Genomic DNA, 23,835 nt, shown 5'->3' on the forward strand with positions numbered 1-23,835 from the left:
CACACGACGGACCGTGCCGCAGAAACGATGATCTGAAAAGGGGGTGTTAAGGCTATGTAAAGATTCTTTGCCGCCACTCCGAACTGATCAATGATCGTTCGCTCTGGCAGCGCCGATGCCGGTCTCGGACCGGACCCGCTGCGCGACATAGCCGGCGCGATCCACCACCGCGCGTCCGCTGCGATCGAGCCGCGAGACCAGCCAGATCGTCGCGAACGCCGCGGGCATCGAGAAGAGCGCGGGCGAGCCATAAGGGAAGATCGCGGATGCGTGACCCAGCACCGTCACCCAGATGGCGGGCGACAGGATCGTCAGCCCCAGCGCGAGCGCGAGGCCGACCGCCCCGCCCGCGACCACGCCGCGCGTGGTGCAGCCGCGCCACAGCAGCGACAGCAGCAGGACCGGGAAGTTGGCCGAGGCCGCCATCGCGAACGCCAGGCTGACCATGAAGGCGACATTCTGCTTCTCGAACAGGATGCCCAGCGCGATCGCGACCAGCGCGAGCACCACCACGGTCACGCGCGAGACGCGCAGCTCCGCCACCTGGTCGGCGCGGCCGCGGCGGAACACGCTGGCGTAGAGGTCGTGGCTCACCGCCGAGGCGCCCGAGAGCGTCAGCCCAGCGACCACCGCGAGGATGGTCGCGAACGCCACCGCCGAGACGAAGCCGAGGAACAGGTCGCCCCCGATCGCGTGCGCGAGATGGACAGCGGCCATGTTGCCGCCGCCACGCAGCGCGCCCGCGGCGTCGAGATAGCGCGAGTCGGTGCCGACCAGCACGATCGCGCCGAAGCCGATCACGAAGGTCAGTAGATAGAAGTAACCGATCCACCCCGTCGCCCACAGCACCGAGGTGCGCGCCGCGCGCGCGTCGGGCACGGTGAAGAAGCGCATCAGGATGTGCGGCAGGCCGGCGGTGCCGAACATCAGCGCGAGCCCGAGCGAGATCGCCGAGACCGGGTCCTTGATGAAGCCGCCCGGCCCCATGATCGCGCGTCCCGCCGCCATCGCCTCGCCCGGCGCCGCACCCTTGGCGGCCGCGGCGGCGGCCTTGGCCTGCACCGCGCGCGCGAACAGCGCCTCGGGCGAGCCGAATTGCCACAGCACCGCCGCGGCCATGAAGCTCGCCGCGCCGAGCAGCAGCACCGCCTTCACGATCTGCACCCAGGTGGTCGCGAGCATGCCGCCGAACAGCACGTACAGCGTCATCATCACGCCGACGATCGCGACCGCATAAGGGTAAGGCAGCCCGAACAGCAGGCGGATCAGCTGCCCCGCTCCGACCATCTGCGCGATCAGGTAGAACAGCACTACCAGCAGCGTCGACAGTGCCGCGAGCGTGCGCACCGGCGTCTGCGCGAAGCGGAACGAGGCGACGTCGGCGAAGGTGAAGCGGCCCAGGTTGCGCAGCCGCTCCGCCATCAGGAACAGCACGATCGGCCAGCCGACCAGGAAGCCGATCGAGTAGATCAGCCCGTCATAGCCGTCGGCGAAGATCTGCGCCGAGATGCCGAGGAACGACGCCGCCGACATGAAGTCGCCCGCGATCGCCAGCCCGTTCTGGAAGCCGGTGATCCCGCCGCCCGCGGCGTAGAAGTCGGCGGCGGTGCGCGTCCGCCGCGCCGCCCAGCGCGTGATCGCGAGCGTCAGCAGCACGAAGCAGCCGAACATCGCCAGCGCGGGCCAGCCAGGTCCGCCACCGCTCGCGCCGGTCATCGCCGCGCCTCGGCGACGATGGCGGCGACCTCGGCGTCGAACTCGCGGTTGGCGCGGTACACGTAGATCCCGGTCAGTGCGATCGCGAGCAGGATCACGCCGAGCCCGATCGGAATACCCAGCGAGGTCGCCCCGCCCGCCAGCGACCGCGCGAGCAGCGGCTTGTCGAACGCGACCAGCAGCACGAAGCCGAGATAGGCGACGAGCATCACCGCGGTCAGCGCCAGCCCGAGCCGACCGCGGCGCCGCACCAGCCGCCGGTAGCGCGGGTTCTCCGCCAGCCGCTCGAGCGCGGCCTCGCCCTGCTCCATCCTCGCCTCTCCCCTCTGCCGCCGGATCATAGAGGCTCGCGGCGGTTTGGCGAGCGGTGATCGCGTGTCGTCGCGTTCGTCGGGACCGCCCTGCGCCGATGGACGTTAGGGGCGCCATTACCCGGTCGTCACGGAGCCGTCGCATGCCCTTTCCTGCCCCCTATGTCGCTGATCCTGCACGCTATGACGGCCGCATGCCGTACCGCCGCGTCGGCCGCAGCGGGCTGCGGCTGCCCGCGATCAGCCTCGGCCTGTGGCAGAATTTCGGGGGCAGCGACGTGTTCGAGACCGGCCGCGCGATCCTGCGCCGCGCCTTCGACCGCGGCGTCACTCACTTCGACCTCGCCAACAATTACGGGCCGCCCTACGGCTCGGCGGAGGAGGCGTTCGGCCGCGTGCTCGCGACCGACTTCGCCGCGCACCGCGACGAGCTGATCGTCTCCACCAAGGCGGGGTGGGACATGTGGCCCGGGCCGTACGGCGACGTCGGCTCGTCGCGCAAATATCTCATCGCCAGCTGCGACCAGAGCCTGCGCCGCATGGGGCTCGACTATGTCGACATCTTCTACTCGCACCGGGTCGACCCGAACACGCCGCTGGAGGAGACGATGGGCGCGCTGGTGCAGCTGCACCGTCAGGGCAAGGCGCTGTACGTCGGCATCTCCTCTTATGAGCCCGGCCTGACCGCGCGCGCCGCGGCGATCCTGGCCGAGGAGAAGGTCCCGCTGTTCATCCACCAGCCGAGCTACTCGATCCTCAACCGCTGGATCGAGCGCGGGCTGCTCGACACGTTGGAGGCGCTCGGCACCGGCTGCATCGCCTTCTCGCCGCTGGCGCAGGGCATGCTCACCGACAAATACCTCAACGGCGTGCCGGAGGGCGCGCGCGCCACGCGCGGCGGCTCGCTCGGCCAGTCGCTGCTGAGCGAGCAGAACCTCGCCGCGATCCGCGACCTGAACGCGATCGCCTCCGCCCGCGGCCAGACGCTGGCGCAGATGGCGATCGCCTGGGTGCTGCGCGACCCACGTGTCAGCTCGGCGCTGATCGGCGCGCGCACGGTCGCGCAGCTCGACGATTCGCTCGACGCGGTGAAGCGGCTCGACTTCGCGGAGGACGAGCTGGCGCGGATCGACTCGCTGGCGCGCGACGGCGGCATCAACCTGTGGGCGGAATCGTCCGACATCGTCGAGCTCCCCGCGGCGCAGGGCGTGCCCGCCTGAGCGTAGCGCCTCGCGAAGGTACGCGCGGCGGCGCTTGAACGCGCGCGCGGCGACACGACATCGCCGCCCGCTCCATCGACACGTGAAGCATGAAGGACCCGACATGAAGGCCATGACGATCGGCGCCCCGCCCACCCTCGACACGCTCGGCTTCACCGAGCGCGCCGACCCGGGCGCGCCCGGCCGCGGCGAGATCCGCGTCGCACTGCACGGCAGCTCGCTCAACTACCACGACCTCGGCGTCGTTACCGGCGGCATGCCCGCGGGCGACCGTGTGGTCGCGCTCGCCGACGGCGCCGGCACGGTGGAGGCGGTCGGCGAGGACGTCTCCGAGTTCCAGGTCGGCGATGAGGTCGTCTCCTGCTTCTTCCCCGACTGGCAGGACGGCGCGCCCACGATCGGCGACTTCCGCCGCACCCCCGGCGACGGCATCGACGGCCACGCCACCGAGGCTGTCGTCCGCCCCGCCACCGCCTTCACGCGCGCGCCCAAGGGCTATGACGCGGTCGAGGCGGCGACGATCACCACCGCGGGGCTCACCGCCTGGCGCGCTTTGGTCGGCGAGGGCGCGCTCAAGGCGGGCGACACGGTGCTGCTGCTCGGCACCGGCGGCGTCGCGATCTGGGGACTACAGATCGCCAAGGCGATGGGCGCGACCGCGATCGTCACTTCCTCTTCGGGCGAGAAGCTGGAGCGCGCGCGCGACCTCGGCGCCGACCATGTCGTCAACTATCGCGAGGTGCCCGACTGGGGCCGCGCGGTGCGCGACTGGAGCGGCGGCGGGGTCGATCACGTGCTCGAGCTCGGCGGCGCGGGCACGCTGACCCAGTCGATCGAGGCGGTGCGCGTCGGCGGGCAGATCGCGCTGATCGGCACCGTCGCGGGCGTGACCGGCGACGTGCCCACCGCGGCGCTGATGGGCAAGCAGGCGCGGCTGCAGGGGCTGATCGTCGGCTCGCGCCGGCAACAGCAGGAGTTCGTGCGCGCGATCGAGGCCACCGGCATCCGCCCGGTGATCGACCGACGCTTCCCGCTCGAGCGGCTGCCCGACGCCTTCCGCTTCCAGCAGTCGGCCGGGCATTTCGGCAAGATCGGCGTCGAGTGGTGATAGGCCGCTACTTGAATGTCTAATGGAAACAACCATCTCCGCGACATCGTCAACAACGGAAAGGAGGTGATCGAATGTCTCATTGTCACAAGCCGGTTACGGCACAGGGCGCGGGCATGATCGCTTCTGCGGGGCATGCCGCCGCCTGACACACTGCCAGCCCCGGCCGACAATGGAGAGGCCGTCCCGCGAGGGGCGGCCTCTCGCTCATGGGAAGCCTGTCCGCACCTCCGTCATGGTGCCTCGCGGCAATCCTTGTAGTGGACCACGGTGAACGACCTCTTCGACCTGCCGCTGATCCCCGGCCTGCGCAGCGTCCCCGGCTTCGTCGACGCCGACGAGGAGCGCGCGCTGATCGGGCGGCTCGACTCGCTCGCGCTCGCGCCGTTCCGGTTCCAGGGTTGGCTCGGCAAGCGGCTGACGCACAGTTTCGGCATCCACTATGATTTCGATCGCGCCGCCTTGGCGCGCACCGACCCGCTGCCCCCGTGGCTCGCGGCGGTGCGCGACCGCGCCGAGGAAGCCGTCGGCCTCGCGCCGGGCACGCTCGAGCAGGCGCTGCTGATCCGCTACGATCCCGGCGCCGGGATTGGCTGGCACCGCGATCGGCCGCACTTCGACCATGTCGTCGGCATCTCGCTCGGCGCTCCGGCGGCGATGCGCTTCCGCCGCCGCGCCGGCGAGCGGTTCGAGCGACGTACCGCACCGCTGCCGCCGCGCGGGCTCTACCATCTCCGCGGCGAGGCGCGGTACGAATGGGAGCACAGCATCGCGGCGATGGCGGCGACGCGCTGGTCGATCACGCTGCGCAGCCTGTCCGACCGCGGGCGCGCCACCGTGAGCGACTGAGCCTCATACCGAACGGGCTCAGGGCCGCGCGAAGGTGCGCGCCAGCCCGTGGTACAGTTTCTCGCGACATACCAGGCTGCTCGCGCCGTCGGCGAGGAAGGCGGCGGCGAACATCGGCAGCATCAGCCCGCGGCTCGCGGTCGTCTCGGAGAGGATGATCACCGCGGTCAGCGGCGCCCGCACCACGCCGGCGAAATAGCCCACCATGCCGAGGATCACGATCGCGGAGGCGGGCTCGTCCGGGAACAGCGGTCGCAGCAGGTTGCCCAGCCCGGCGCCCACCGCCAGCGACGGCGCGAAGATGCCGCCGGGCAGCCCGGCCACCGCGGTCGCCAGCGTGGCCAGGAACTTGGCCGGGCCGAACCACAGAGGCGCGTCGACCCCGACGATCATCGCGCGCGCCGCGTCATAGCCGGTGCCCCAGGTCAGCCCGGTGGCGACGCCCAGGCCACCGACCACCACGCCGCAGAGCGCCGCGAAGGCGACCGGGCGCTGCTTCGACCAGGCGGTCAGACGGCCGCCGCCGGTGGCGAGCGCCAGCATCAGCCGCGCGAACAGCCCCCCGCTCAACCCGCCCGCTATCCCCGCGACCGGCACCGCCAGCAGCGCCGGGCCGAGCGCCAGATGCGCGCCGATCACGCCGAAATAGACGTAATCGCCCTGCACTGACTGCGCGACCATGCCCGCAATCACGATCGCCGCGATCACCAGCAGCGTCACCCGCTGCTCATAGGCGGAGGCGAGCTCCTCGATCGCGAAGAGCAGCCCGGCGAGCGGCGTGTTGAACGCCGCCGCCACGCCCGCCGCGCCGCCGGCGATCAGCACCGCGCCGCGCAGCGGCACGCGCAGCAGTCGGTGGCTCAGCCCCATCACCGCGGCGGCGATCTGCACCGTCGGCCCCTCGCGCCCGGTCGAGGCGCCGCCGAGCAACGCGGCGAGCGTCAGCATCGTCTTGCCCGCCACGGTGCGGATCGACACCAGCGAGCCGGTGGCACGCTCCGGGTCCTGCTGCGCCACGATCACCTGCGGGATGCCCGATCCGCGCGCGAGCGGGACCCAGCGCCGCGTCAGCCACACCAGCGCGGCGAACAGCAGCGGCGTGGTGAGCAGCGGGGCGTAGCGGTACCGGCGCGCGTAGCTCGCGAACAGCGCCCCGAGCGTATCGGCGGCGAGCGCGAAGAGCGTGGCGGCGACGCCGATCGCGACCGCGCCCGTCAAGATCGCCATGCGCGTGCGGAACCGCACGGAGCGAGGCCCCTGCGCGCGCAGCAGGGCGCGATAGCGGCGCGCGGTCCACCGACGCTGGCCATCGGTGGAGGAACGCGGTTCGATCATGCCCCGCTCCTACCGCCATGCCGCGAAAAGGCCAGCGCGGCGCGGATGCACCACGCCGTTACGGGCTGTTAAGCCTATCGCGCGATAAGCGGATCATCGTGCGAGGCAGGTGGACGTGACGTGGAGCAGGTGAGCGCAGGCGGCGATGACGTGTGGCTGGAGGCGGCGTCGTGGAGCGACAACCGCCGCGAGCTGCGCGTGCCGACCGCGCTCGAGGGCAGCCTGCGCCTGTTCCTGGGCGAGAGCGAATCGGTCCAGGTGGTCGATGTCTCCAACCGCGGCTGCCGGCTGCGCGGCGTCGCGCTCAAGCCCGCGCAGCGCGTCTGGCTGCGCATCGGCGGGCTCGAGACGCTCGTCGGCTCGGTGGCGTGGTGCGACGACGGCGAGGCCGGGATCCGCTTCGAGCAGCGACTGCCGCGCGAGGTGATCCTGCTGCTGTCGGGCGGCGCGCGCGACGACGACGGCTATGAGGACATCTGACGTGAGCGGCCCGGTCAGCAGCGACTCGGCCGCACGCGAGCATCAGCCGCGCGCGGAGCGCCATCGCGTGATGCTGGGCGCGCTGATCGAGCGCTTCGGCCATGGCGGGGCGACTCGCCACCGCGTGCGCGACCTCTCGAGCACGGGCGTGCGGGTCGATCAGGCCGAGCGGCTGCAGCGCGGCGCGACCGTGCTCGTCACGGTGGGCTCGCTCGCCGCGGTGGGCGCGACGGTGATCTGGGTCGACCAGGGCGCCGCCGGGCTGCGCTTCGCCCAGCCGATCAACCCTGACGACGCGCGCGCCAAGACCTTCGTCGCCAAGCCGTCGAGCGCGCCGACTCGCCCGCCGGAGGAGCCGCTCGGCAAGGCCGGCTGGCTCGGCCATATCCGCGGCGCCTACGACCGCTGAGGCGGGAAGGAAGGGTGAAAAGGCGCTCCCGCTCAGGCAGGAGCCCAGTCTCGTACGATCATGACCTAGAGAACCGCTTCACCTGTCGGGGCAGGAGCGCGGTTCAGCTGATCGTCGTCGTCACGGCCGCCGGCGGCAGGACCAGACCAACGCGGCCAAGCTGCCGATCACCGCGGCCATGGCCGTGATCAGCGGGGCGTCGAGCAGGATCATCGGGCACCTCCTTCCACGCGCTCAGCCATAGCGCGAGCCCGCGATGTAGGACAGAACATATTGAGAACATTGCGCTTGCGACATGGTGTGCGGCGCGATCGCGATCGTCATCGACGTGATGTCGGCGGCGTGCGAGTTCAGTGGACGTGCGACTTGGGATGAGCCCGAATTCGGGTACGCCCACGGGTGAGACGTCACACCATCTCGTCACCTCGGACGTGTTTCGGGATCGACCATTCCATCAACTCAGCGCGCGTTGCCTCCGGGGTGGAGATGGCGTGGACCCGAAAGGCGGCTTGCTCTCTCACCACCGTCCTCCCGTCCTCGATACCGCTCAAGCCCGGGATGACGGTGGGGCTAGCCGCTCGCGCGACAATGAACCTTCCGGGTCCGGACCGGTGTATTCCGGAACGGGTTCGGGATAACGGGCAACTGCGGCGCGATGTCGTCCATGGAGACGCGGCAGGCCCTCGCCCGGCGCGCCACTGTTGGACCGTTCGCGACCCTACACGCCCTCGGCGCGCTCCGCGGCCATGCGATGCTGTCCGCGCGCGCGCGCGGCGCTGCGGATCAGATGCTCGCTCATCTGCATCGCCACCTCGGCGCTGACGTTGAACGAGCGGCCGCAGCTCGACTCGATGATCACCACGCCGTCTCGCGCGGCGACCAGCGGCACGCTGGTGCAGACTCTAGCGCTCACGCTCACTCTCCGGTTCGTGGCGGCGCGCCGCGCCGCCCGCAGCGCACCCGTGTGCGCCATCGAAGTGACACAAACCGGCTGGCCGACTCGCCGTTCCACGGCGCGTCGCACCGCACTCACTGGTCGTCGCTGCCGCCCTGCACGATGAAGTCGGTGAAGTATGCGGCGTCGACGTGCCCGACATAGCCGTCGGTGGCGAGCTGGCGGTTGACCGCGCCGGTGATCGCGCCGAGCAGCTGCTGCTTGCCCGCGTCGCTCATGTCGGCGGCCTCGCTGGCGTCGCCGAAAGCGAGGATCATCGCCGAGCGCAGCGCCGGATCGTCACGCCGCAGCGCGTCGAGCACCTTCGGGTCGCGCGTGCTCACCGACACGCCCGCCTGGAGCACCGCATCGCTGTCCTTGATGTTGACCGTCAGTGGCGGGTCGAAGGCGTAGAACTGCACCGGCAGCACCGCCGGCACGACGGGGGTCGCGTCCGCGCGCACGTCCGCCTCGATCGCCGCGGCGCCGCCGTCACGCGACAACACCACCCCACCTGCCGCGCCCAGCCCGATCACCAGCACCGCCGTCACGGGCACCAGTGCCAGCTTGATCCCTCGCTTCATCCCGCGTCCATCCGCTGCCTCGCCGGGCATCGTAGCGCCAGGTGATTACCGTCGCGCTAACTAGCGCCCGCGGCTGCAACCGCGGGGCCGCCCGACTCGTTACGCCTGCGATGAGGCTCAAGGTCGCCAGCTACAACATCCGCAAGGCGATCGGCACCGACCGCCGTCGCAACCCCGAGCGGATCCTCCAGGTGCTGCGCGAGATCGACGCCGACGTGGTGGCATTGCAGGAGGCCGACCGCCGCTTCGGCCAGCGCGCCGCGGTGCTCACCCCGCACCTGCTCGAGGAGCACAGCGACTGGCGCTCGGTCGGGCTCGGCATGCGCGCGACCAGCATGGGCTGGCACGGCAACGCCTTGCTCGTGCGCAAGTCGGCGACGATCCTCGACTGCCAGCAGCTCCACCTCCCCGCGCTCGAGCCGCGCGGCGCGGTCTGCGTCGATGTCGAGGTCGGGGGCGAGGCGGTGCGCGTGATCGGCATGCACCTCGATCTCTCGGGGCTGTGGCGGCGCCGGCAGGCGGCGGCGATCCTCCAGCACGCGGCGCACCGCGCCCCTGGCCCGGCGACGGTGATGATGGGCGACCTGAACGAGTGGAGCCGCGCCTCGGGCTGCCTCAGCGACTTCGCGCGCGACTTCCACTTCGCCGAGACCGGACCCAGCTTCCACGCCCGCCGACCGATCGCGCGGCTCGACCGCATCATGGTGTCGCGCGCGCTGCGCGTGGCGGCCTGCGGCGTCCACCAGTCGCCCGCGTCGCGGGTCGCCTCGGACCACCTGCCGATCTGGGCCGAGATCGTCGCCGCATGAGCCAGGCCGCGGTGCGCGAGAAGGAGCTGCGGCTCGCGCTCGTCTGCTACGGCGGGATCAGCCTGGCGGTCTACATGCACGGCATCGTCAAGGAGGTATGGCATCTCGCCCGCGCCAGCCGGGCCGCGCGCGACAACGCGCCCTGCGACGGCGCCAGCGCGCGGATCTATCGCGCCTTGCTCGACGAGATCGAGGAGAGCGCGGGCTGGCGCGTGCGCGTGCTGCCCGACATCGTCGCGGGCGCGAGCGCGGGCGGGATCAACGGCGTGTTCCTGGCGCAGGCGATCGCGAGCGGGCAGTCGCTCAACCCGCTCACCGACCTGTGGCTCGACGGCGCCGACGTCGAGCGGCTGATCGACGCCGACGCCGCCCCCGCCTCGCGCTTCTCCAAGGTCTGGGCGCTGCCGCTCGCCTGGATGGCGGCGGGGCGCAGCGCCGACCAGCTCGAGGCGCTCGACGAGGCGACCCGCGACGAGGTGCGCGCCAAGCTCTCGCATTTCGTCCGCTCGCGCTGGTTCGAGCCGCCCTTCTCGGGCGAGGGCTTCACCGCGATGCTGCTCGACGCGTTCGAGGCGATGGCGGCGGCGCCGCGCGGGCCGCGGCTGCTGCCGCCGGGACAGCCGCTCGACCTGTTCGTCACCGTCACCGACTTCGGCGGCCACCCCGAGCGGCTCCAGCTGCACTCGCCGCCCGAGGTGATGGAGACCGAGCACCGGCTGGTGCTGCCGTTCAGCGACCATGGTATCGCGCTCGACACGCTGGCCGCCGTCCCCGAGCTTGCCTTTGCCGCGCGTGCGACCTCGAGCTTCCCCGGCGCCTTCCCGCCCTTCACCGTGGCCGAGCTGGACCGCGTGCTGCGCGCGCGGCGGCGTCGCTGGCCAGGCCGACGCGACTTCCTCGAGCGCGTGCTGCCGCGCCACGCCGCCGCGCGCGCCGCCGAGCGCGCGGTGCTGATCGACGGCTCGGTGCTCGCCAACGCGCCCTTTCGCCCAGCGAACGACGCGCTGCGCGAGCGCCCCGCGAAACGCGAGATCGACCGCCGCTTCGTCTACGTCGACCCGTCGCCCGGCCACAAGCTGACGCTCGGCGCCGGCAGTGCCGGACCGCCCGGCTTTTTCCAGACGATCCTCGGCGCGATCAGCGAGCTGCCGCGCCAGCAGCCGATCCGCGACAATCTCGAGGCGCTGGCCGAACGGTCGCGGCGGATCGAGCGGATGCGTGCGATCACCGAGGCGATCCGGCCGCAGGTCGACGCCGCGATCGAGGAATTGTTCGGGCGCACCTTCTTCCTCGATCGCCCCACCCCGGCGCGGCTGGTGGCGTGGCGCCGCCGCGCGCAGGCGGCGGCGGCCGAGCGCGCCGGCTTCAGCTATGTCGGCTACGGCCAGCTCAAGGCCGCGGGCGTGGTCGAGTTCGTCGCCGCGCTGCTCCATGCCATCGGCGGCGCGCCCGGGGCGCAGCGGTGGAGCCGCACGCGACAGCGACTCGACGCCGCGCTCGCCGCGCGCGGGCTCGGCGCCGACGCGGTCTATGCCGGCGGCGCGAGCGAGGCGATGGTCGCCTTCCTGCGCACCTTCGACCTCAACTTCCGCGTGCGCCGGCTGCGGCTGCTCGCGCGCCGCCTCGGCGAGCTGGAGCATGAGGCGAGCGCCGCGGCGCTCCAGCCGCTGCGCGACGCGATCTACGACTCGCTCACCGACTATCTCGCCGCCAAGCGCACCGACACGCACGCGGCGCTGCGGCGCGAGGTGCGCGCGCTGCGCGACGACGCCGGGCCGCTGCTCGATGGCTTCGGCGCCTCGCTCGACCTCACCGCGCGCGACGCCGCGACCGACGCGCGCATGGCCGCGGCGCTGGCCGCGGTGCCGCGCGAGGTGCGGCGGCCGATGCTGCTCAACTATCTCGGCTTTCCGTTCGTCGACGTGGCGACGCTGCCGCTGCTGCAGGGCGAGGGCCTCGACGAGTTCGACCCGATCAAGGTCGACCGCGTCTCGCCCGACGACGCCTGCTCGATCCGCTCGGGCGGTGCGGCGGCCACGCTGAAGGGTATCCAGTTCAACAGCTTCGGCGCCTTCTTCAGCCGCGCCTACCGCGAGAACGACTATCTCTGGGGCCGCCTGCACGGCGCCGAGCGGATGATCGACATCACCGTCTCGACGCTGCCTGCGGCGACGCGGCTGCGCGCGGGGCGCGTCGCCGCGATCAAGCGCGCCGCCTTCCGCGCCATCCTCGACGAGGAGGAAGCGCGGCTGACGCACTCGCCCGGACTGATAGAGGCGCTGCGGCGCGAGGTGGGGTGACGCCCCGGGGACGCGGCGACGCGCCTCCGTGCCCCGGATGTTTGCTCGCGCTATCGTCCTCACCGCCCTCTCTCGTCATGCCCGCCCTCTCTCGTCATGCCCGCCCCCTTTCGTCATCCCCGCCCTCTCTCATCATCCCCCCCTCTCTCGTCATCCCCGCGCAGGCGGGGATCCAGACGCGCAGACGTGGCGGTAAGAAGGGAGGCGTCAGCGTGTATGGATCCCCGCCTGCGCGGGGATGACGAAGGGAGCCGGGATCGACGAACGTTCACGGAAGCGCGCTTCACCGAAACGTCGGCGGCGTTGTGAGCGTAATCACGTCGTGCCCCCTCCTCCTTTCGAGCCACGCCAGTCCCATTCCGCGCCGCCGCGGTGCGCCACCGCGCACTGGTAAATTCGGGACGCGCCGCCTAGCGTGGCGCGATGCAGTTCCTGAAGCTCCTGTTCTGGTGCCTGATGGCGTTCCTCGCCGCGGTGTTCACCTTCGGCAACTGGACCAACGTCTCGATCCAGCTGTTCGGCGGCCTGGTGGCGGAGGTGAACCTGCCGCTGCTGCTGCTCACCACCTTCCTGCTCGGCTTCGTGCCGACGCTCGTCTACCAGCAATGGCTGCGCTTCCGCCTGCGCCAGCGGCTCACCGCCGCGGAACGGTCGCTCGAGACCGAGCGCGCGCTGGCCGCCGCGCGCGCGGGCGAGCCGGTCGCGCCAGGCGCTGTTGTCCCGGTCACGCCGCCGCCGCCCGCCGCGATCCCCACCGCCGTGCCGCCGGGGGTCGCGTGATGAGCAGCCGCGTCTATGTCGCGCTCGACACGCCCGATCTCGCCCGCGCGCAGGCGCTCGCCGCCAGGGTCCGCCACCATGTCGGCGGGATCAAGCTCGGGCTCGAGTTCTTCTGCGCCAACGGCCCCGCCGGGGTGCGCGCGCTCGAGGAGGTCGGCCTACCCGTCTTCCTCGATCTCAAGCTCCACGACATCCCCAATACCGTCGCCAAGGCGGTGCAGTCGCTGGCGCCGCTCGCCCCCGCGGTGCTGACGGTCCACGCCGCCGGCGGCCGCGCGATGCTGGAGGACGCCAAGGCGGTGGCGCACCCCGAGACCAAGGTGGTCGCGGTGACGATGCTGACCAGCCTCGACGAGCGCGACCTCGCCGACACCGGCGTGGCGGGCAGCGCGCACGACCACGTGCTGCGGCTCGCCGAGCTGGCGCGCGCCGCCGGGCTCGACGGCATCGTCTGCTCGGGCGCCGAGGTGCGCGCGGCCAGGGCGGCGTGGTCGGACGGCTTCTTCGTGGTGCCGGGCGTGCGGCCCGCGGACGGCGTCGTCGGCGACCAGAAGCGCGTGGTGACGCCGCGCCGGGCGGCCGACGACGGCGCCTCGATCCTGGTGATCGGCCGCCCGATCACGCAGGCCGAGGACCCCGACGCCGCCGCGCGCGCGATCGCGGGCACGCTGTAGGATTTAGGGGGATGGCCGCGCGGTCACGACCCGTATCCGGGTTGGCGTAGAAGCCGTTCTCGCCCACTCCCGCCGTCATCCCGGACTTGTTCCGGGATCCACCGTGCCGCACATTCTGAAGGCGCCGCTCCTGCGGAGCAGTGGATCCCGGACCAAGTCCGGGATGACGGGGAAGAAGGTATCGCCGGCAGGAAGGTCCCGCCTGACACAACCGCCGCTCTCCGCGTCGGCCCCGACGTGGCAATGTGATCCGGCCGCGCCTATGTCGCCGCCTCCACCGCTCGAGTCACCCATGACCGTCACCGCCAAGATCTGCGGCCTCTCCACGCCGGACACGCTCGACGCCGCGCTCGCCGGTGGGGCGAGCCACGTCGGTTTCGTCTTCTTCCCGCCCTCGCCGCGTCACCTCGGCCTCGACCGGGCCGCCGGACTCGCCGCGCGCGTCGGTGATCGCGCGCATCGCGTCGGCGTCTTCGTCGACCCGACGGACTCGCTCGTCGCCGAGGCGGTCGCCGCGGCGCGGCTCGACGCGATCCAGCTCCACAAGGTAAGTCCCGCGCGCGCCGCCGCGCTGCGTCGGACCGCCGGGGTGGAGACCTGGGTCGCGCTGGCGGTGAAGACCGCCGCCGACCTCGCCGCCGCCCCCGCCTATGCCGGCGCCGCCGACCGGCTGCTCTATGACGCCAAGACCCCCGACGACGCCGCGCTGCCCGGCGGCATGGGCGTGCGCTTCGACTGGCGGCTGCTCGACGGCGCGCGCCACCCGCTCCCTTGGGCGCTGTCGGGCGGGCTCGACGCCGGCAACGTCGCCGAGGCCGCGACGCGGACGGGCGCGCGGCTGGTCGACGTCTCCTCGGGGGTGGAGCGCGCGCCCGGCGTCAAGGACGTGGACAAGATCGCCGCCTTCCTGCAACGGGTCGCCCAGCTATGACCGACACGCTCACCCCCGCCCTCGACCCCGCGGCGCGCGCCAACAGCCTGCGCCAGCAGCCCGACACGCGCGGCCATTTCGGCGACTACGGCGGCCGCTACGTCGCCGAGACGCTGATGCCGCTGATCCTCGAGCTCGATCGCGCCTATCGCTCGGCGCGGCAGGACCCGGCGTTCAAGGCGCAGTTCGACGACCTGCTCGAACATTATGTCGGCCGCCCCTCGCCGCTCTATTATGCCGAGCGGCTGACCGAGACGCTGCGCCAGAGCGCCGAGCCTGACATGGGCGCGCAGGTCTGGTTCAAGCGCGACGAGCTCAACCACACCGGCGCGCACAAGATCAACAATTGCATCGGCCAGATCCTGCTCGCGATCCGCATGGGCAAGACGCGGATCATCGCCGAGACCGGCGCGGGCCAGCACGGCGTCGCCACCGCCACGGTGTGCGCGCGCTTCGGCCTGCCGTGCGTGATCTACATGGGGGCCAAGGACGTCGAGCGGCAGCAGCCGAACGTCTTCCGCATGAAGCTGCTCGGCGCCGAGGTGCGCGCGGTGGAGAGCGGCGCGCGCACGCTCAAGGACGCGATGAACGAGGCGCTGCGCGACTGGGTCGCCAACGTCCACGACACCTTCTACATCATCGGCACCGCCGCGGGCCCGCACCCCTACCCCGAGCTGGTGCGCGACTTCCAGAGCGTGATCGGGCGCGAGGCGCGCGCGCAGCTGCTCGACCGCACCGGCCGCCTGCCCGACCTGCTCGTCGCCGCGATCGGCGGCGGGTCGAACGCGATCGGGCTGTTCCACCCTTTTCTCGACGATGACGTCGCGATGCTCGGCGTCGAGGCCGCGGGCGAGGGACTCGACGCCAAGCATGCCGCCAGCCTCGCGGGCGGCTTCCCCGGCGTGCTCCACGGCAACAAGACCTACCTGCTCCAAGACGAGGACGGGCAGATCGCCGAGGCGCACTCGATCTCGGCGGGTCTGGACTATCCCGGCATCGGCCCCGAGCACGCCTGGCTCAAGGACATCGGCCGCGTCGAGTATACCGCGGTGACCGACACCGAGGCGCTCGACGCCTTCCAGCTGCTGTGCCGCACCGAGGGGATCATCCCCGCGCTCGAGCCGTCGCACGCGATCGCCGCGGTGGCGCAGCGCGCCAAGCACATGCCGGCCGACCGCATCATCCTCGCCAACCTGTGCGGGCGCGGCGACAAGGACATCTTCACCGTCGCCGCGGCGCTGGGAGTGAGCATGTGACGCGGCTGTCCGACGCCTTCGCCAAGGGCAGGGCCGCGCTCGTGTGCTTCGTCACCGCGGGCGACCCCGACGCCGCCGCGACGCCGGCGATCCTCGACGCGTTGGTCGCGGGCGGCGCCGACGTGATCGAGCTCGGCATGCCCTTCACCGACCCGATGGCGGACGGCCCCGCGATCCAGGCAGCCAACATCCGCTCGCTCGCGGCGGGCACCCGCACCGCCGACATCCTGCGGATCGCGACCGACTTCCGCGCGCGCCACCCGCAGGTGCCGCTGGTGCTGATGGGGTATGCCAACCCGATGCTGCGGCGTGGCCCGGAATGGTTCGCCGCCGCGGCGCGCGCCGCGGGCGTCGACGGCGTGATCTGCGTCGACATCCCCGCCGAGGAGGACGAGGCGCTCGGCCCGGCGCTGCGCGGCGCCGGCGTGGCGATGATCCGCCTCGCCACGCCGACCACGGTCGGCGAGCGGATCGGCGAGGTGCTCGCGGGCGCGGACGGCTTCCTCTACTACGTCTCGGTGGCGGGCATCACCGGCAAGCAGCAGGCGGTGCAGGCGTCGATCGAGGAAGCGGTGGCGCGGCTCAAGGCCGCGACCGACCTGCCGGTCGCGGTCGGCTTCGGCGTGCGCACCCCCGAGCAGGCGGGCGCGATCGCGCGCGTCGCCGACGGCGTGGTGGTCGGCTCGGCGATCGTCGAGCTGGTCGCGCAGCACGGCGCGGCCGCGGCGGCGCCCGTCACCGCCTATGTCCAATCGCTCGCGGCGGCCCTCGCGGCCACCGCCGAGGCAAGAGAGATGACCGCATGAGCTGGCTCAGCAACGTCCGCAACGCGATCGGCGGCTTCGTGCCCGGCGCCAAGACGCAGGGCGCCGACACGCTCTGGCACAAGTGCAAGGGCTGCGGCACGATGGTGTTCAACAAGGAGCTGGAGGACAACCAGTTCGTCTGCCCGAACTGCGACCACCACGAGCGCATCGGGCCGAAGCAGCGCTTCGCCTATCTGCTCGACGAGGGCAGCGCCGAGGTGCTGGCGCCGCCGCGCGCCGCCGAGGACCCGCTCAAGTTCCGCGACTCGAAGCGTTATGCCGACCGGCTCAAGGCGGCGCGCGCCAGCACCGGCGAGCAGGACGCCTTCGTCAACGCGCGCGGCACGATCCACGGCCAGCGCGTCGTGATCGGCGTGCAGGACTTCGCCTTCATGGGCGGCTCGATGGGCCAGGCGGTCGGCGAGGCGTTCGTCCAGGGCGTCGAGGCCGCGATCAAGGACCGCGCGCCCTTCATCGTCTTCACCGCGAGCGGCGGTGCGCGCATGCAAGAGGGCATCCTCAGCCTGATGCAGATGCCGCGCAGCACGGTCGCGATCCAGCTGCTCCACGACGCCGGCCTGCCCTATATCGTCGTGCTGACCGACCCGACCTCGGGCGGCGTCATGGCGGCCTACGCGATGCTGGGCGACGTGCAGATCGCCGAGCCGAAGGCGACGCTCGCCTTCACCGGGCGCCGCGTGATCGAGAACACCATCCGCGAGAAGCTGCCCGAGGACTTCCAGACCAGCGAATATTATCTCGAGCACGGGCTGATCGACATGGTGGTCCACCGCCGCGAGCTGCGCGACCGGCTCGCCACCGTGATCGGCTATCTCTGCGGCGAGCGCCGCGCCGCCTGAGGCGACGCGCCCCCGCCCGATGGCCGACCACGCCGTCTCCGCCGACCCGCGCGTCCAGGCGCAGCTCGACCGGCTGTGGGCGCTCTCGCCCGGCGCCGACGTGCTCGGGCTGGAGCGGATCGCGCGGCTGCTCGCGCGGCTGGGCGACCCGCAGCGCCATCTGCCGCCGGTGTTCCACGTCGCGGGCACCAACGGCAAGGGCTCGACCTGCGCCTATCTCCGCGCCGCGCTGGAGGCGGCGGGCTACCAGGTCCACGCCTACACCAGCCCGCACCTCGTCCGCTTCAACGAGCGCATCCGCCTCGCCGGCCGGCTGATCGAGGACGACGCGCTCGCCGCGCTGCTGGCGGAGGTGCTCGACGTCGCGGGCGACCTCGGCGCAAGCTTCTTCGAGGTGACCACCGCCGCCGCCTTCTTCGCCTTCGCGCGCACGCCAGCGGACGCCTGCGTGATCGAGGTCGGGCTCGGCGGCCGGCTCGACGCGACCAACGTGCTGCCCGCGCCGCTGGTCTGCGGCATCGCCGCGCTGGGGATCGACCACCAGGCCTTCCTCGGCGACACGCTCGCGCAGATCGCGGCGGAGAAAGCGGGCATCGCCAAGCCCGGCGCGCCGCTCGTAACGATGCTGTACCCGCCCGAGGCGGCCGCGCCGGTGGCGCGCGCCGCCGCGGCGGCGGGGGCTGCGCTGCTGGTCGAGGGTGCGGCGTGGCGGCATCGCGTGACCGAGGCCGGCGTCGAGCTCAGCGACCGACGCGGCATCGTCACCCTCCCCCTGCCCGCGCTGCCCGGCGCACACCAGGCGCACAATCTCGCGCTCGCCGCGGCGATGCTGCGCGCGCAGGATCGGCTGGCGGTGGGCGACGCCGCGCTGGCGGAAGCGGCGCGCGGCGCACGTTGGCCGGCACGGCTCCAGCGCCTCGCCGACGGACCGCTCACCGCCTCGCTCGGCGCCACTCCGGTGTGGCTCGACGGCGGTCACAATGAGTCCGCCGGCCGCGCGCTCGGCGCCGCGATCGATCGGGTCGCCGGCGAGGGCAACGGGCGCTCGCTCGCATTGGTGCTTGGCATGCTCGCCAACAAAGACCCGCGCGGCCTGCTCGCGCCGATCGCGCACCGCGTCGGGCTGCTCGTCGCGCTGCCCGTGCCCGGCCACGCGCACCACGATCCGGCCGATCTCGCCGCCCTCGCGCGCGAGCTCGGCGTGCCCGCAACTTCGACCGCGGAGACGATCGGTGCGGCGTTCGCGGAGGTGGCGCGCAGCCGGCCCGGCGCGGTACTCGTGCTCGGCTCGTTGTACCTTGCCGGTGAGGTGTTGAAGGCGAACGACGAACTGCCCGACTGATCCTCAACTTTGCGATTGACTATCAATAGCGCGTGAACGACCTTGCAGGCCGAACGAGGAGTCGCCCGTATGTCCGAGCTGTCCGCCGCCGCCACCCTCCAGGCCCTGCCCTATGCCTTGCCCGAGTGCGGCAACGCCCGCGTCGTCCTGTTCGCGATGCGGCGGATGGGCGCGCACGGGCTCGCCGACGCGCGCGCGGCGCACGCGCTGTTCACCGCCTTCGGCGAGGCATTCCGCCGTCCGCTGACGCTGATCCGCGCGCTGATGGCGGACATGGCGGCCAGCGCCGCCGCGCCGATCGCGATCGCGCCGTGCTGCTGCGCGCGCATGACGCCCTCGGAGCAGGTGCTGCTGTCGATCCTCGCGCGCGTCGAGACGCGGGTCGAGAGCGCGCGGCTGCTGATGCAGGACCTGCTCGGCCAGCGCCACGTCGACGGCGTGCTCGCCAGCGCCGCCGCGGTCGCCGCCGCCTTCGCCGACGAGGGGCGACCGGTGTCGCTGTGAAAGTGCGGGGGGACGGCGGCAGGATGCGGACTTTCCTACCGGCCCGTGCGTCTCCGCTCCTCCACCACCCTCCCATCGTCATCCCCGCGCAGGCGGGGATCTAGACACGCTGACGCTAGCGATGGAGCCGCCACGGCAGCGGATCTGGGTCCCCGCCTGCGCGGGGATGCCGTCCGGGAGGGGGGCAGCGCGGCCCTACGCCATCCGCCCGTCGCGCGCGTCGCCCGGTCCCTCGGTGCCGGCGCTGCCGACCGAGCGGTCGATCAGGCCGGAGCGCCCCATCCAGAAGAACAGCAGCACGCCCGGCAGCGCCGCCGCGACCGTCAGCCAGTAGAAACCGACATAGCCGAACCGCTCCACCAGCGCGCCCGCGGTGGTGCCGGTGACGATCCGCCCGACGACGCTCGAGGCGGCCGAGATCAGCGCATATTGTGCGGCGGTGAAGCGCAGGTCGCACAAGGCCGAGAAATAGGCGACCACAGTGACCCCGCCGATCCCCGAGGCGACGTTCTCGAAGATCATCGCGCCCGCGAGCCCCAGGTTGCTGTGCCCCGCCGCCGCGAGCAGCGCGAAGCTGACGTTGGACACCGCCATCAGCACGAGGCTGAGCAGCACCGAGCGCTTCATGCCCAGCCGCGCGTAGAGCCAGCCGCCGATGAAGATGCCGACGAGGAAAGCCCAGAAGCCGATACCAAGATCGTAGAGCGCGATCTCGTCGTTGCTGTAGCCGAGCGAGTCAAGCAGCAGACGCAGGACGAGCTGGCCGAGGGTGTCGCCGATCTTGTGGACCAGGATGAAGAGCAGGATCAGCACGGCGCCCGGCCGCTGGAAGAATTCCGTGAACGGGCGCCATGTCGCGGCGAGCGCCTCGCCGACGCCTCGCCTGCGCACCGGGTCGCGGTGCCGCCGCGGCTCGCCGACGATCACCCCCGCCACCATCGCGGGTAGCGCGAGCATCGCACAGGCGCAATAAGCGAGCGTCCACCCGTGCCGAGCGGAGACGTAGAGCGCCAGCGATCCGGCCGCGAACGATCCGATGCGCCAGCCATATTGGCTCATCCCCGAGCCGACGCCGAGCTGACGCGGCTCGAGGATCTCGACCCGGTAGGCGTCGATCACGATGTCATAGGTCGCACCCGCCACACCGACGAGCACCGCTGCCAGCGCCGTCGCGGCGATACTCGCGTGCGGATCGGCGAAGGCGAGATGGACGACGGCCGCGATCACCAGCGTACCCGCGAATAGCAGCCATGACACGCGCTGCCCGAGCCCGCCGATCACCGGCAGCCGTACGCCGTCGACGATCCATGCCCAGAGGAACTTCAGATTGTAGGCGAGAAAGGCCAGGCTGAACGCGGTGACGGTCTTCTTGTCCACACCCGCCTGCGCCAGGCGCGTCGTCAGCGTCGCGGCGATCATCGCGTAGGGAAAGCCCGAGGAGACGCCGAGCGAGAAAGCGGCGAGCGGCCCCCGCTCGACATAGGGCCTGATCCCGTCCCGCCAGGTCGTGCCGTCCGCGCGCGTCGCCATCAACTCGATCCGCTCCGTCCTCTGCCCCGCCGCGGCGCGCGCCGGACAGCGAGCGCTAGACGATCCCCGGCGCGAGCGGAAGGCGCGGCGGCGGCGGGCTTGCGGCAGAGCGGTGCGGGCGGTGGACGGGGCGGAAGAGTGGAGATGTCGACGCCGCCGCACAGCGGCGCTGATCTCCGAGCAGCATGCTACTGCGCGCCGCGGGTCGAACGCGCGCGTCCTCTGCGTCTCCGCACGAACGATCCTTCTTCTTGGCGTCCTCGCGTCATCGCGGCGCCGCATCGCCGATCCACACGTCCGAACCGCCATGGGCCGGCACGCCGTCTGGCGGCGGTTAGAAGCGGTCGCGCTGTCCTACACCTGCGTCGTCGTGGCAAAGTGAGCGCATGCGGTTCTCCACCACCGATCGTGCGGTCGCGTCGACTCGGGCGAGCGCGACCTCGCTCCAACATGACTCAACATTCGCTTCGCGCGAGCGTCGCGACTTACTCCTTCCTGAGGACCAGGGAGATCAGGAATATCATGTCAAAGTAAGCCTTAACGAGCAGTATCTCACCAAGACTCCCCGCTTCACGCCAATCTTGAGTGCTACGCACGAACCGCGTCAGCGACTCAACATTCGCAACATTCGCGCGCGGTCAGGTGGTCGCCGGGCCGCCGGAGTGGAACAGCTGGAACCCGCCCGGCAGCCGCCGCGGCGGCTTGCCCGCGACGCTCTGCTCGATCGCCACGATCGCGCCGAGCAGGTCGCGCTGCGCATAGGGTTTGGCGAGGAAGCCGCTCGCCAGCGTCGCCGCCTCGTCGGGGCAGTCGCCGGTGACGAACAGCACCGCCACGCCCCGCGCGCGCGCGACCCGCGCTACCTCGACGCCGCTGCCGTCGGCGAGCGTGACGTCGACCAGCACGAGGTCGACCGGCGTCTCGGCGGCGAGCACCGCCAGCGCGTCGGCGACTCGATCCACCGTGGCGACGATGCTGTAACCCTGGTCGGTGAGCAGATGCTCGGCGTCGAACGCCACCAGCGGCTCGTCCTCGACCAGGAGCAGCCGCTCGAGAACCCGCTGTTTGCGCCCGAAGACCATGTGCCCTCACCGTCGTTACGCCGGCACAACGCGCGGGCGGGCGCACGGGTGCAAATAAATGCCGCTAAGTGCGCGACGATCGGCTAAGCGGCCGCGATGGTCGACCCCCATCCCGAAGCGCGCGCGGAGCGACGCGCCGAGCATCGTATCGCCAAGCTGCTCGCGCGCGCCGGCGTCGCCTCGCGACGCGAGATCGAGCGGATGATCGCCGAGGGGCGCGTGGCGCGAGACGGCGTCGTGCTCGACACGCCCGCGACGCTGCTCGCCTCGCTCGACGGCGTCACCGTCGACGGCCAGCCGGTCGCGGCACCCGAGCCGGCGCGGCTGTTCCTGTTCCACAAGCCCGCGGGCGTGCTGACCACCGAGCGCGACTTCAGCGGGCGGCCGACCATCTACGACCGCCTGCCCCACGACCTGCCGCGCGTGGTGCCGGTGGGGCGGCTCGACCTCAACACCGAGGGGCTGCTGCTGCTCACCACCGACGGCGAGTTCAAGCGCGAGCTCGAGCTGCCCGCCACCGGCGTCGAGCGCAGCTATCGCGCGCGCGCCTATGGCGCGGTGACGCAGGGGCAGCTCGAGGAGCTGATCCACGGCGTCGAGGTCGAGGGTGTACGCTACGGTGCGATCGACGCCAATCTCGAGCGCCGCACCGGCGCCAACGTGTGGATCGAGATGACGCTGCGCGAGGGCAAGAACCGCGAGGTACGGCGCGTGCTCGAGCATCTCGGGCTCCGCGTCGGGCGCTTGATCCGGACGCGCTACGGCCCGTTCGTGCTCGGCGACCTGCCGGTGGGCGGCGTCGGCGAGGTGCGCGCCGCGGATCTCGCCGGCTTCCGCCAGACGCTGCGCTCGCCCGCGGCGACGCGGCTGCCGGTCGAGCCGGTGGCGGTGCGGGACCAGCGCGCGGGGCGCGGCGCGGCGCCGCGGGTGGCGCGGCCGACGGCGGGAGCGAGCGAACGGTTCGCTGCCGCGAGGCCGGCGCGACCTTCCGCCGGTACGGGTGAGCACGCGGATGCCGCGCGCCGCACGCGGCCGTCGGCCACAGGTGCGGCGCGCGCGGCGCAACAGCCCGCCGCGGCGAACCATCGCTCACGGACGCGTGATGGCGTTATGGCCGAGCGCCCAACCCGTACCGCCGACGACCAGCGCACGCGCCGTGCTCCGCCGCGTGCGGGCGCGCCGGCCGAGCGACCGACCCGCTCCGCCGAGGACCAGCGCACCCGCCGTGCTTCGTCGCGCGCCGCCGCGCCGGCCGAGCGGCCGAGCCGCGCGGGAGACGAGACTCGCCGCGCCCGGCCGCGCGACGAGGCCGAACAGCGCGCCCGTCGCGCCCCGACCCGCGCGGGCGCGTCGTCGCCGCGCGTGCCGGCCGACACCGATCCCACGCCGCCGACCCGGCCCGAGCGGCCCAAGCGCCAGCCGGGCTGGGCCAAGCCCAAGCCGCGCTCGGGTCCGCCGCGCAAGGGCCGGCGATGAGGATCGTCGCCGGCAGCTGGCGGGGGCGCGCGCTCGTCGCTCCCGCGGGCGAGACCACGCGTCCCACCGCCGACCGCACGCGCGAGGCGCTGTTCTCGATGCTGCTCAGCCGCGTCGGCAGCTTCGAGGGGCTCGCGGTGGCGGATCTGTTCGCCGGCTCGGGCGCGCTCGGGCTGGAGGCGCTGTCGCGCGGCGCGCGATCGTGCCTGTTCGTCGAGCAGGACAAGGCCGCGCTCGACTCGCTGCGCGCCAACGTGGCCAAGCTGGGCGCGACCGGCGCCGACGTGCGCGCGGGCTCGGTGCTCGCGCTCGGCCCCGCCGCCGCACCACTCGATCTCGTGATGATGGACCCGCCTTATGGCACCGGCGCGGGCGCGGTGGCGGCGGACAAGCTCGCGCGGCTCGGATGGATCGGTTCGGCCACCTGGGTCACGGTCGAGACCGCGCGCGGCGAGGCGGTCACGGCCACCGGGTTCGAGACGGTGGTGGAGCGAGTCTACGGCCGCGCCCAGGTCACGCTGCTGCGGCTCGCCTGAGCG

Annotated in this window: 24 protein-coding genes; 17 read left to right on the top strand and 7 right to left on the bottom strand. The window is 72.3% G+C overall.

Annotation, left to right across the window (positions count from 1 at the left end):
- Positions 1-87: 87 nt before the first annotated feature.
- Positions 88-1,716 carry a cation acetate symporter gene (locus FHY03_RS13500; RefSeq protein WP_183931394.1) on the bottom strand — a complete coding sequence of 543 codons (1,629 nt, stop codon included), beginning with the start codon at positions 1,714-1,716 and terminating at the stop codon, positions 88-90.
- Positions 1,713-2,027, bottom strand: a complete 315-nt coding sequence (locus tag FHY03_RS13505; RefSeq protein WP_183919976.1) for a DUF485 domain-containing protein — start codon at positions 2,025-2,027, stop codon at positions 1,713-1,715. Before FHY03_RS13505 ends, FHY03_RS13500 begins: the two co-directional genes overlap by 4 nt.
- 143 nt (positions 2,028-2,170) lie before the next feature.
- On the opposite strand from FHY03_RS13505, the gene mgrA reads away from it, so the two are divergent.
- The 3 genes from mgrA (at position 2,171) to FHY03_RS13520 (ending at position 5,204) form a co-directional block, all read left to right on the top strand.
- Positions 2,171-3,247, top strand: a complete 1,077-nt coding sequence (gene mgrA / locus FHY03_RS13510) for an L-glyceraldehyde 3-phosphate reductase (RefSeq protein ID WP_183931395.1) — start codon at positions 2,171-2,173, stop codon at positions 3,245-3,247.
- 103 nt (positions 3,248-3,350) lie between these two features.
- A complete protein-coding gene (locus tag FHY03_RS13515; RefSeq protein WP_183931396.1) occupies positions 3,351-4,355 on the top strand; it encodes an NAD(P)-dependent alcohol dehydrogenase in 1,005 nt (334 codons plus the stop codon).
- A gap of 270 nt (positions 4,356-4,625) precedes the next feature.
- Positions 4,626-5,204: an alpha-ketoglutarate-dependent dioxygenase AlkB gene (locus tag FHY03_RS13520; protein WP_183931397.1), complete on the top strand. Its 579-nt coding sequence runs from the start codon at positions 4,626-4,628 to the stop codon at positions 5,202-5,204.
- An 18-nt stretch (positions 5,205-5,222) separates the two neighbouring features.
- Here FHY03_RS13520 and FHY03_RS13525 read toward each other — a convergent pair whose 3' ends face one another.
- Complete coding sequence (locus FHY03_RS13525) at positions 5,223-6,539, bottom strand: chloride channel protein (RefSeq protein ID WP_183931398.1); 1,317 nt, start codon at positions 6,537-6,539, stop codon at positions 5,223-5,225.
- Between the two features lie 120 nt (positions 6,540-6,659).
- Between FHY03_RS13525 and FHY03_RS13530 the strand changes: the two genes are divergently transcribed.
- A complete protein-coding gene (locus FHY03_RS13530; RefSeq protein ID WP_183919968.1) occupies positions 6,660-7,019 on the top strand; it encodes a PilZ domain-containing protein in 360 nt (119 codons plus the stop codon).
- Position 7,020: 1 nt separating this feature from the next.
- Positions 7,021-7,428 (top strand): PilZ domain-containing protein, encoded by a 408-nt coding sequence (locus tag FHY03_RS13535; protein WP_183919966.1) that lies wholly within the window; start codon positions 7,021-7,023, stop codon positions 7,426-7,428.
- Between the two features lie 718 nt (positions 7,429-8,146).
- Here FHY03_RS13535 and FHY03_RS13540 read toward each other — a convergent pair.
- Both FHY03_RS13540 and fliL read right to left on the bottom strand, forming a co-directional pair.
- A complete protein-coding gene (locus FHY03_RS13540) occupies positions 8,147-8,341 on the bottom strand; it encodes a hypothetical protein (protein ID WP_183919964.1) in 195 nt (64 codons plus the stop codon).
- A gap of 116 nt (positions 8,342-8,457) precedes the next feature.
- Positions 8,458-8,946 (bottom strand): flagellar basal body-associated protein FliL, encoded by a 489-nt coding sequence (gene fliL, locus FHY03_RS13545; RefSeq protein ID WP_183931399.1) that lies wholly within the window; start codon positions 8,944-8,946, stop codon positions 8,458-8,460.
- A gap of 110 nt (positions 8,947-9,056) precedes the next feature.
- Here fliL and FHY03_RS13550 point away from each other — a divergent pair, with 110 nt between their 5' ends.
- The 10 genes from FHY03_RS13550 to FHY03_RS13595 all read left to right on the top strand — a co-directional run bounded on the left by FHY03_RS13550 (position 9,057) and on the right by FHY03_RS13595 (position 19,208).
- Positions 9,057-9,755 carry an endonuclease/exonuclease/phosphatase family protein gene (locus tag FHY03_RS13550; protein ID WP_183931400.1) on the top strand — a complete coding sequence of 233 codons (699 nt, stop codon included), beginning with the start codon at positions 9,057-9,059 and terminating at the stop codon, positions 9,753-9,755.
- Entirely contained in the window at positions 9,752-12,055 is a 2,304-nt protein-coding gene (locus FHY03_RS13555; protein ID WP_221190207.1) for a patatin-like protein, read from the top strand. The genes FHY03_RS13550 and FHY03_RS13555 overlap by 4 nt, the downstream gene beginning before the upstream one ends.
- 423 nt (positions 12,056-12,478) lie before the next feature.
- Positions 12,479-12,835, top strand: coding sequence for a lipopolysaccharide assembly protein LapA domain-containing protein (locus FHY03_RS13560; protein ID WP_183919958.1), 357 nt, complete (start codon positions 12,479-12,481; stop codon positions 12,833-12,835).
- Complete coding sequence (pyrF, locus tag FHY03_RS13565) at positions 12,835-13,509, top strand: orotidine-5'-phosphate decarboxylase (RefSeq protein ID WP_183931401.1); 675 nt, start codon at positions 12,835-12,837, stop codon at positions 13,507-13,509. Before FHY03_RS13560 ends, pyrF begins: the two co-directional genes overlap by 1 nt.
- 292 nt (positions 13,510-13,801) lie before the next feature.
- Entirely contained in the window at positions 13,802-14,440 is a 639-nt protein-coding gene (locus tag FHY03_RS13570; RefSeq protein WP_183931402.1) for a phosphoribosylanthranilate isomerase, read from the top strand.
- A complete protein-coding gene (gene trpB, locus FHY03_RS13575) occupies positions 14,437-15,696 on the top strand; it encodes a tryptophan synthase subunit beta (RefSeq protein WP_183931403.1) in 1,260 nt (419 codons plus the stop codon). Before FHY03_RS13570 ends, trpB begins: the two co-directional genes overlap by 4 nt.
- Positions 15,693-16,502 carry a tryptophan synthase subunit alpha gene (gene trpA / locus FHY03_RS13580; RefSeq protein ID WP_183931404.1) on the top strand — a complete coding sequence of 270 codons (810 nt, stop codon included), beginning with the start codon at positions 15,693-15,695 and terminating at the stop codon, positions 16,500-16,502. Before trpB ends, trpA begins: the two co-directional genes overlap by 4 nt.
- Positions 16,499-17,362: an acetyl-CoA carboxylase, carboxyltransferase subunit beta gene (gene accD, locus FHY03_RS13585; RefSeq protein ID WP_183919949.1), complete on the top strand. Its 864-nt coding sequence runs from the start codon at positions 16,499-16,501 to the stop codon at positions 17,360-17,362. The genes trpA and accD overlap by 4 nt, the downstream gene beginning before the upstream one ends.
- A gap of 19 nt (positions 17,363-17,381) precedes the next feature.
- Positions 17,382-18,704: a folylpolyglutamate synthase/dihydrofolate synthase family protein gene (locus tag FHY03_RS13590; protein WP_183931405.1), complete on the top strand. Its 1,323-nt coding sequence runs from the start codon at positions 17,382-17,384 to the stop codon at positions 18,702-18,704.
- Between the two features lie 69 nt (positions 18,705-18,773).
- Entirely contained in the window at positions 18,774-19,208 is a 435-nt protein-coding gene (locus FHY03_RS13595; protein ID WP_183919945.1) for a DUF6628 family protein, read from the top strand.
- Between the two features lie 195 nt (positions 19,209-19,403).
- Here the strand turns inward: FHY03_RS13595 and FHY03_RS13600 are convergent, their stop codons facing one another.
- Together FHY03_RS13600 and FHY03_RS13605 are read right to left on the bottom strand one after the other, a co-directional pair.
- Positions 19,404-20,738, bottom strand: coding sequence for an AmpG family muropeptide MFS transporter (locus FHY03_RS13600; protein ID WP_183919943.1), 1,335 nt, complete (start codon positions 20,736-20,738; stop codon positions 19,404-19,406).
- 638 nt (positions 20,739-21,376) lie between these two features.
- Positions 21,377-21,820: a response regulator gene (locus FHY03_RS13605; protein WP_183919941.1), complete on the bottom strand. Its 444-nt coding sequence runs from the start codon at positions 21,818-21,820 to the stop codon at positions 21,377-21,379.
- 96 nt (positions 21,821-21,916) lie between these two features.
- Here FHY03_RS13605 and FHY03_RS13610 point away from each other — a divergent pair, with 96 nt between their 5' ends.
- Positions 21,917-23,296: a pseudouridine synthase gene (locus FHY03_RS13610; RefSeq protein WP_183919939.1), complete on the top strand. Its 1,380-nt coding sequence runs from the start codon at positions 21,917-21,919 to the stop codon at positions 23,294-23,296.
- Entirely contained in the window at positions 23,293-23,832 is a 540-nt protein-coding gene (rsmD, locus tag FHY03_RS13615) for a 16S rRNA (guanine(966)-N(2))-methyltransferase RsmD (protein WP_183919937.1), read from the top strand. Before FHY03_RS13610 ends, rsmD begins: the two co-directional genes overlap by 4 nt.
- Positions 23,833-23,835: the final 3 nt, after the last annotated feature.

The sequence above is a fragment of the Sphingomonas sp. BK345 genome (assembly GCF_014193845.1).
Lineage (GTDB): Bacteria > Pseudomonadota > Alphaproteobacteria > Sphingomonadales > Sphingomonadaceae > Sphingomonas.

Coding starts and splice junctions, on each gene's coding strand:
- FHY03_RS13500 (WP_183931394.1), bottom strand. CDS start 1,716: ATGACCGGCGCGAGCGGTGGCGGACCTGGCTGGCCCGCGCTGGCGATG.
- FHY03_RS13505 (WP_183919976.1), bottom strand. CDS start 2,027: ATGGAGCAGGGCGAGGCCGCGCTCGAGCGGCTGGCGGAGAACCCGCGC.
- mgrA (WP_183931395.1), top strand. CDS start 2,171: ATGCCCTTTCCTGCCCCCTATGTCGCTGATCCTGCACGCTATGACGGC.
- FHY03_RS13515 (WP_183931396.1), top strand. CDS start 3,351: ATGAAGGCCATGACGATCGGCGCCCCGCCCACCCTCGACACGCTCGGC.
- FHY03_RS13525 (WP_183931398.1), bottom strand. CDS start 6,539: ATGATCGAACCGCGTTCCTCCACCGATGGCCAGCGTCGGTGGACCGCG.
- fliL (WP_183931399.1), bottom strand. CDS start 8,946: ATGAAGCGAGGGATCAAGCTGGCACTGGTGCCCGTGACGGCGGTGCTG.
- FHY03_RS13550 (WP_183931400.1), top strand. CDS start 9,057: ATGAGGCTCAAGGTCGCCAGCTACAACATCCGCAAGGCGATCGGCACC.
- FHY03_RS13555 (WP_221190207.1), top strand. CDS start 9,752: ATGAGCCAGGCCGCGGTGCGCGAGAAGGAGCTGCGGCTCGCGCTCGTC.
- FHY03_RS13560 (WP_183919958.1), top strand. CDS start 12,479: ATGCAGTTCCTGAAGCTCCTGTTCTGGTGCCTGATGGCGTTCCTCGCC.
- pyrF (WP_183931401.1), top strand. CDS start 12,835: ATGAGCAGCCGCGTCTATGTCGCGCTCGACACGCCCGATCTCGCCCGC.
- FHY03_RS13570 (WP_183931402.1), top strand. CDS start 13,802: ATGACCGTCACCGCCAAGATCTGCGGCCTCTCCACGCCGGACACGCTC.
- trpB (WP_183931403.1), top strand. CDS start 14,437: ATGACCGACACGCTCACCCCCGCCCTCGACCCCGCGGCGCGCGCCAAC.
- accD (WP_183919949.1), top strand. CDS start 16,499: ATGAGCTGGCTCAGCAACGTCCGCAACGCGATCGGCGGCTTCGTGCCC.
- FHY03_RS13590 (WP_183931405.1), top strand. CDS start 17,382: ATGGCCGACCACGCCGTCTCCGCCGACCCGCGCGTCCAGGCGCAGCTC.
- FHY03_RS13595 (WP_183919945.1), top strand. CDS start 18,774: ATGTCCGAGCTGTCCGCCGCCGCCACCCTCCAGGCCCTGCCCTATGCC.
- FHY03_RS13600 (WP_183919943.1), bottom strand. CDS start 20,738: ATGGCGACGCGCGCGGACGGCACGACCTGGCGGGACGGGATCAGGCCC.
- FHY03_RS13605 (WP_183919941.1), bottom strand. CDS start 21,820: ATGGTCTTCGGGCGCAAACAGCGGGTTCTCGAGCGGCTGCTCCTGGTC.
- FHY03_RS13610 (WP_183919939.1), top strand. CDS start 21,917: ATGGTCGACCCCCATCCCGAAGCGCGCGCGGAGCGACGCGCCGAGCAT.
- rsmD (WP_183919937.1), top strand. CDS start 23,293: ATGAGGATCGTCGCCGGCAGCTGGCGGGGGCGCGCGCTCGTCGCTCCC.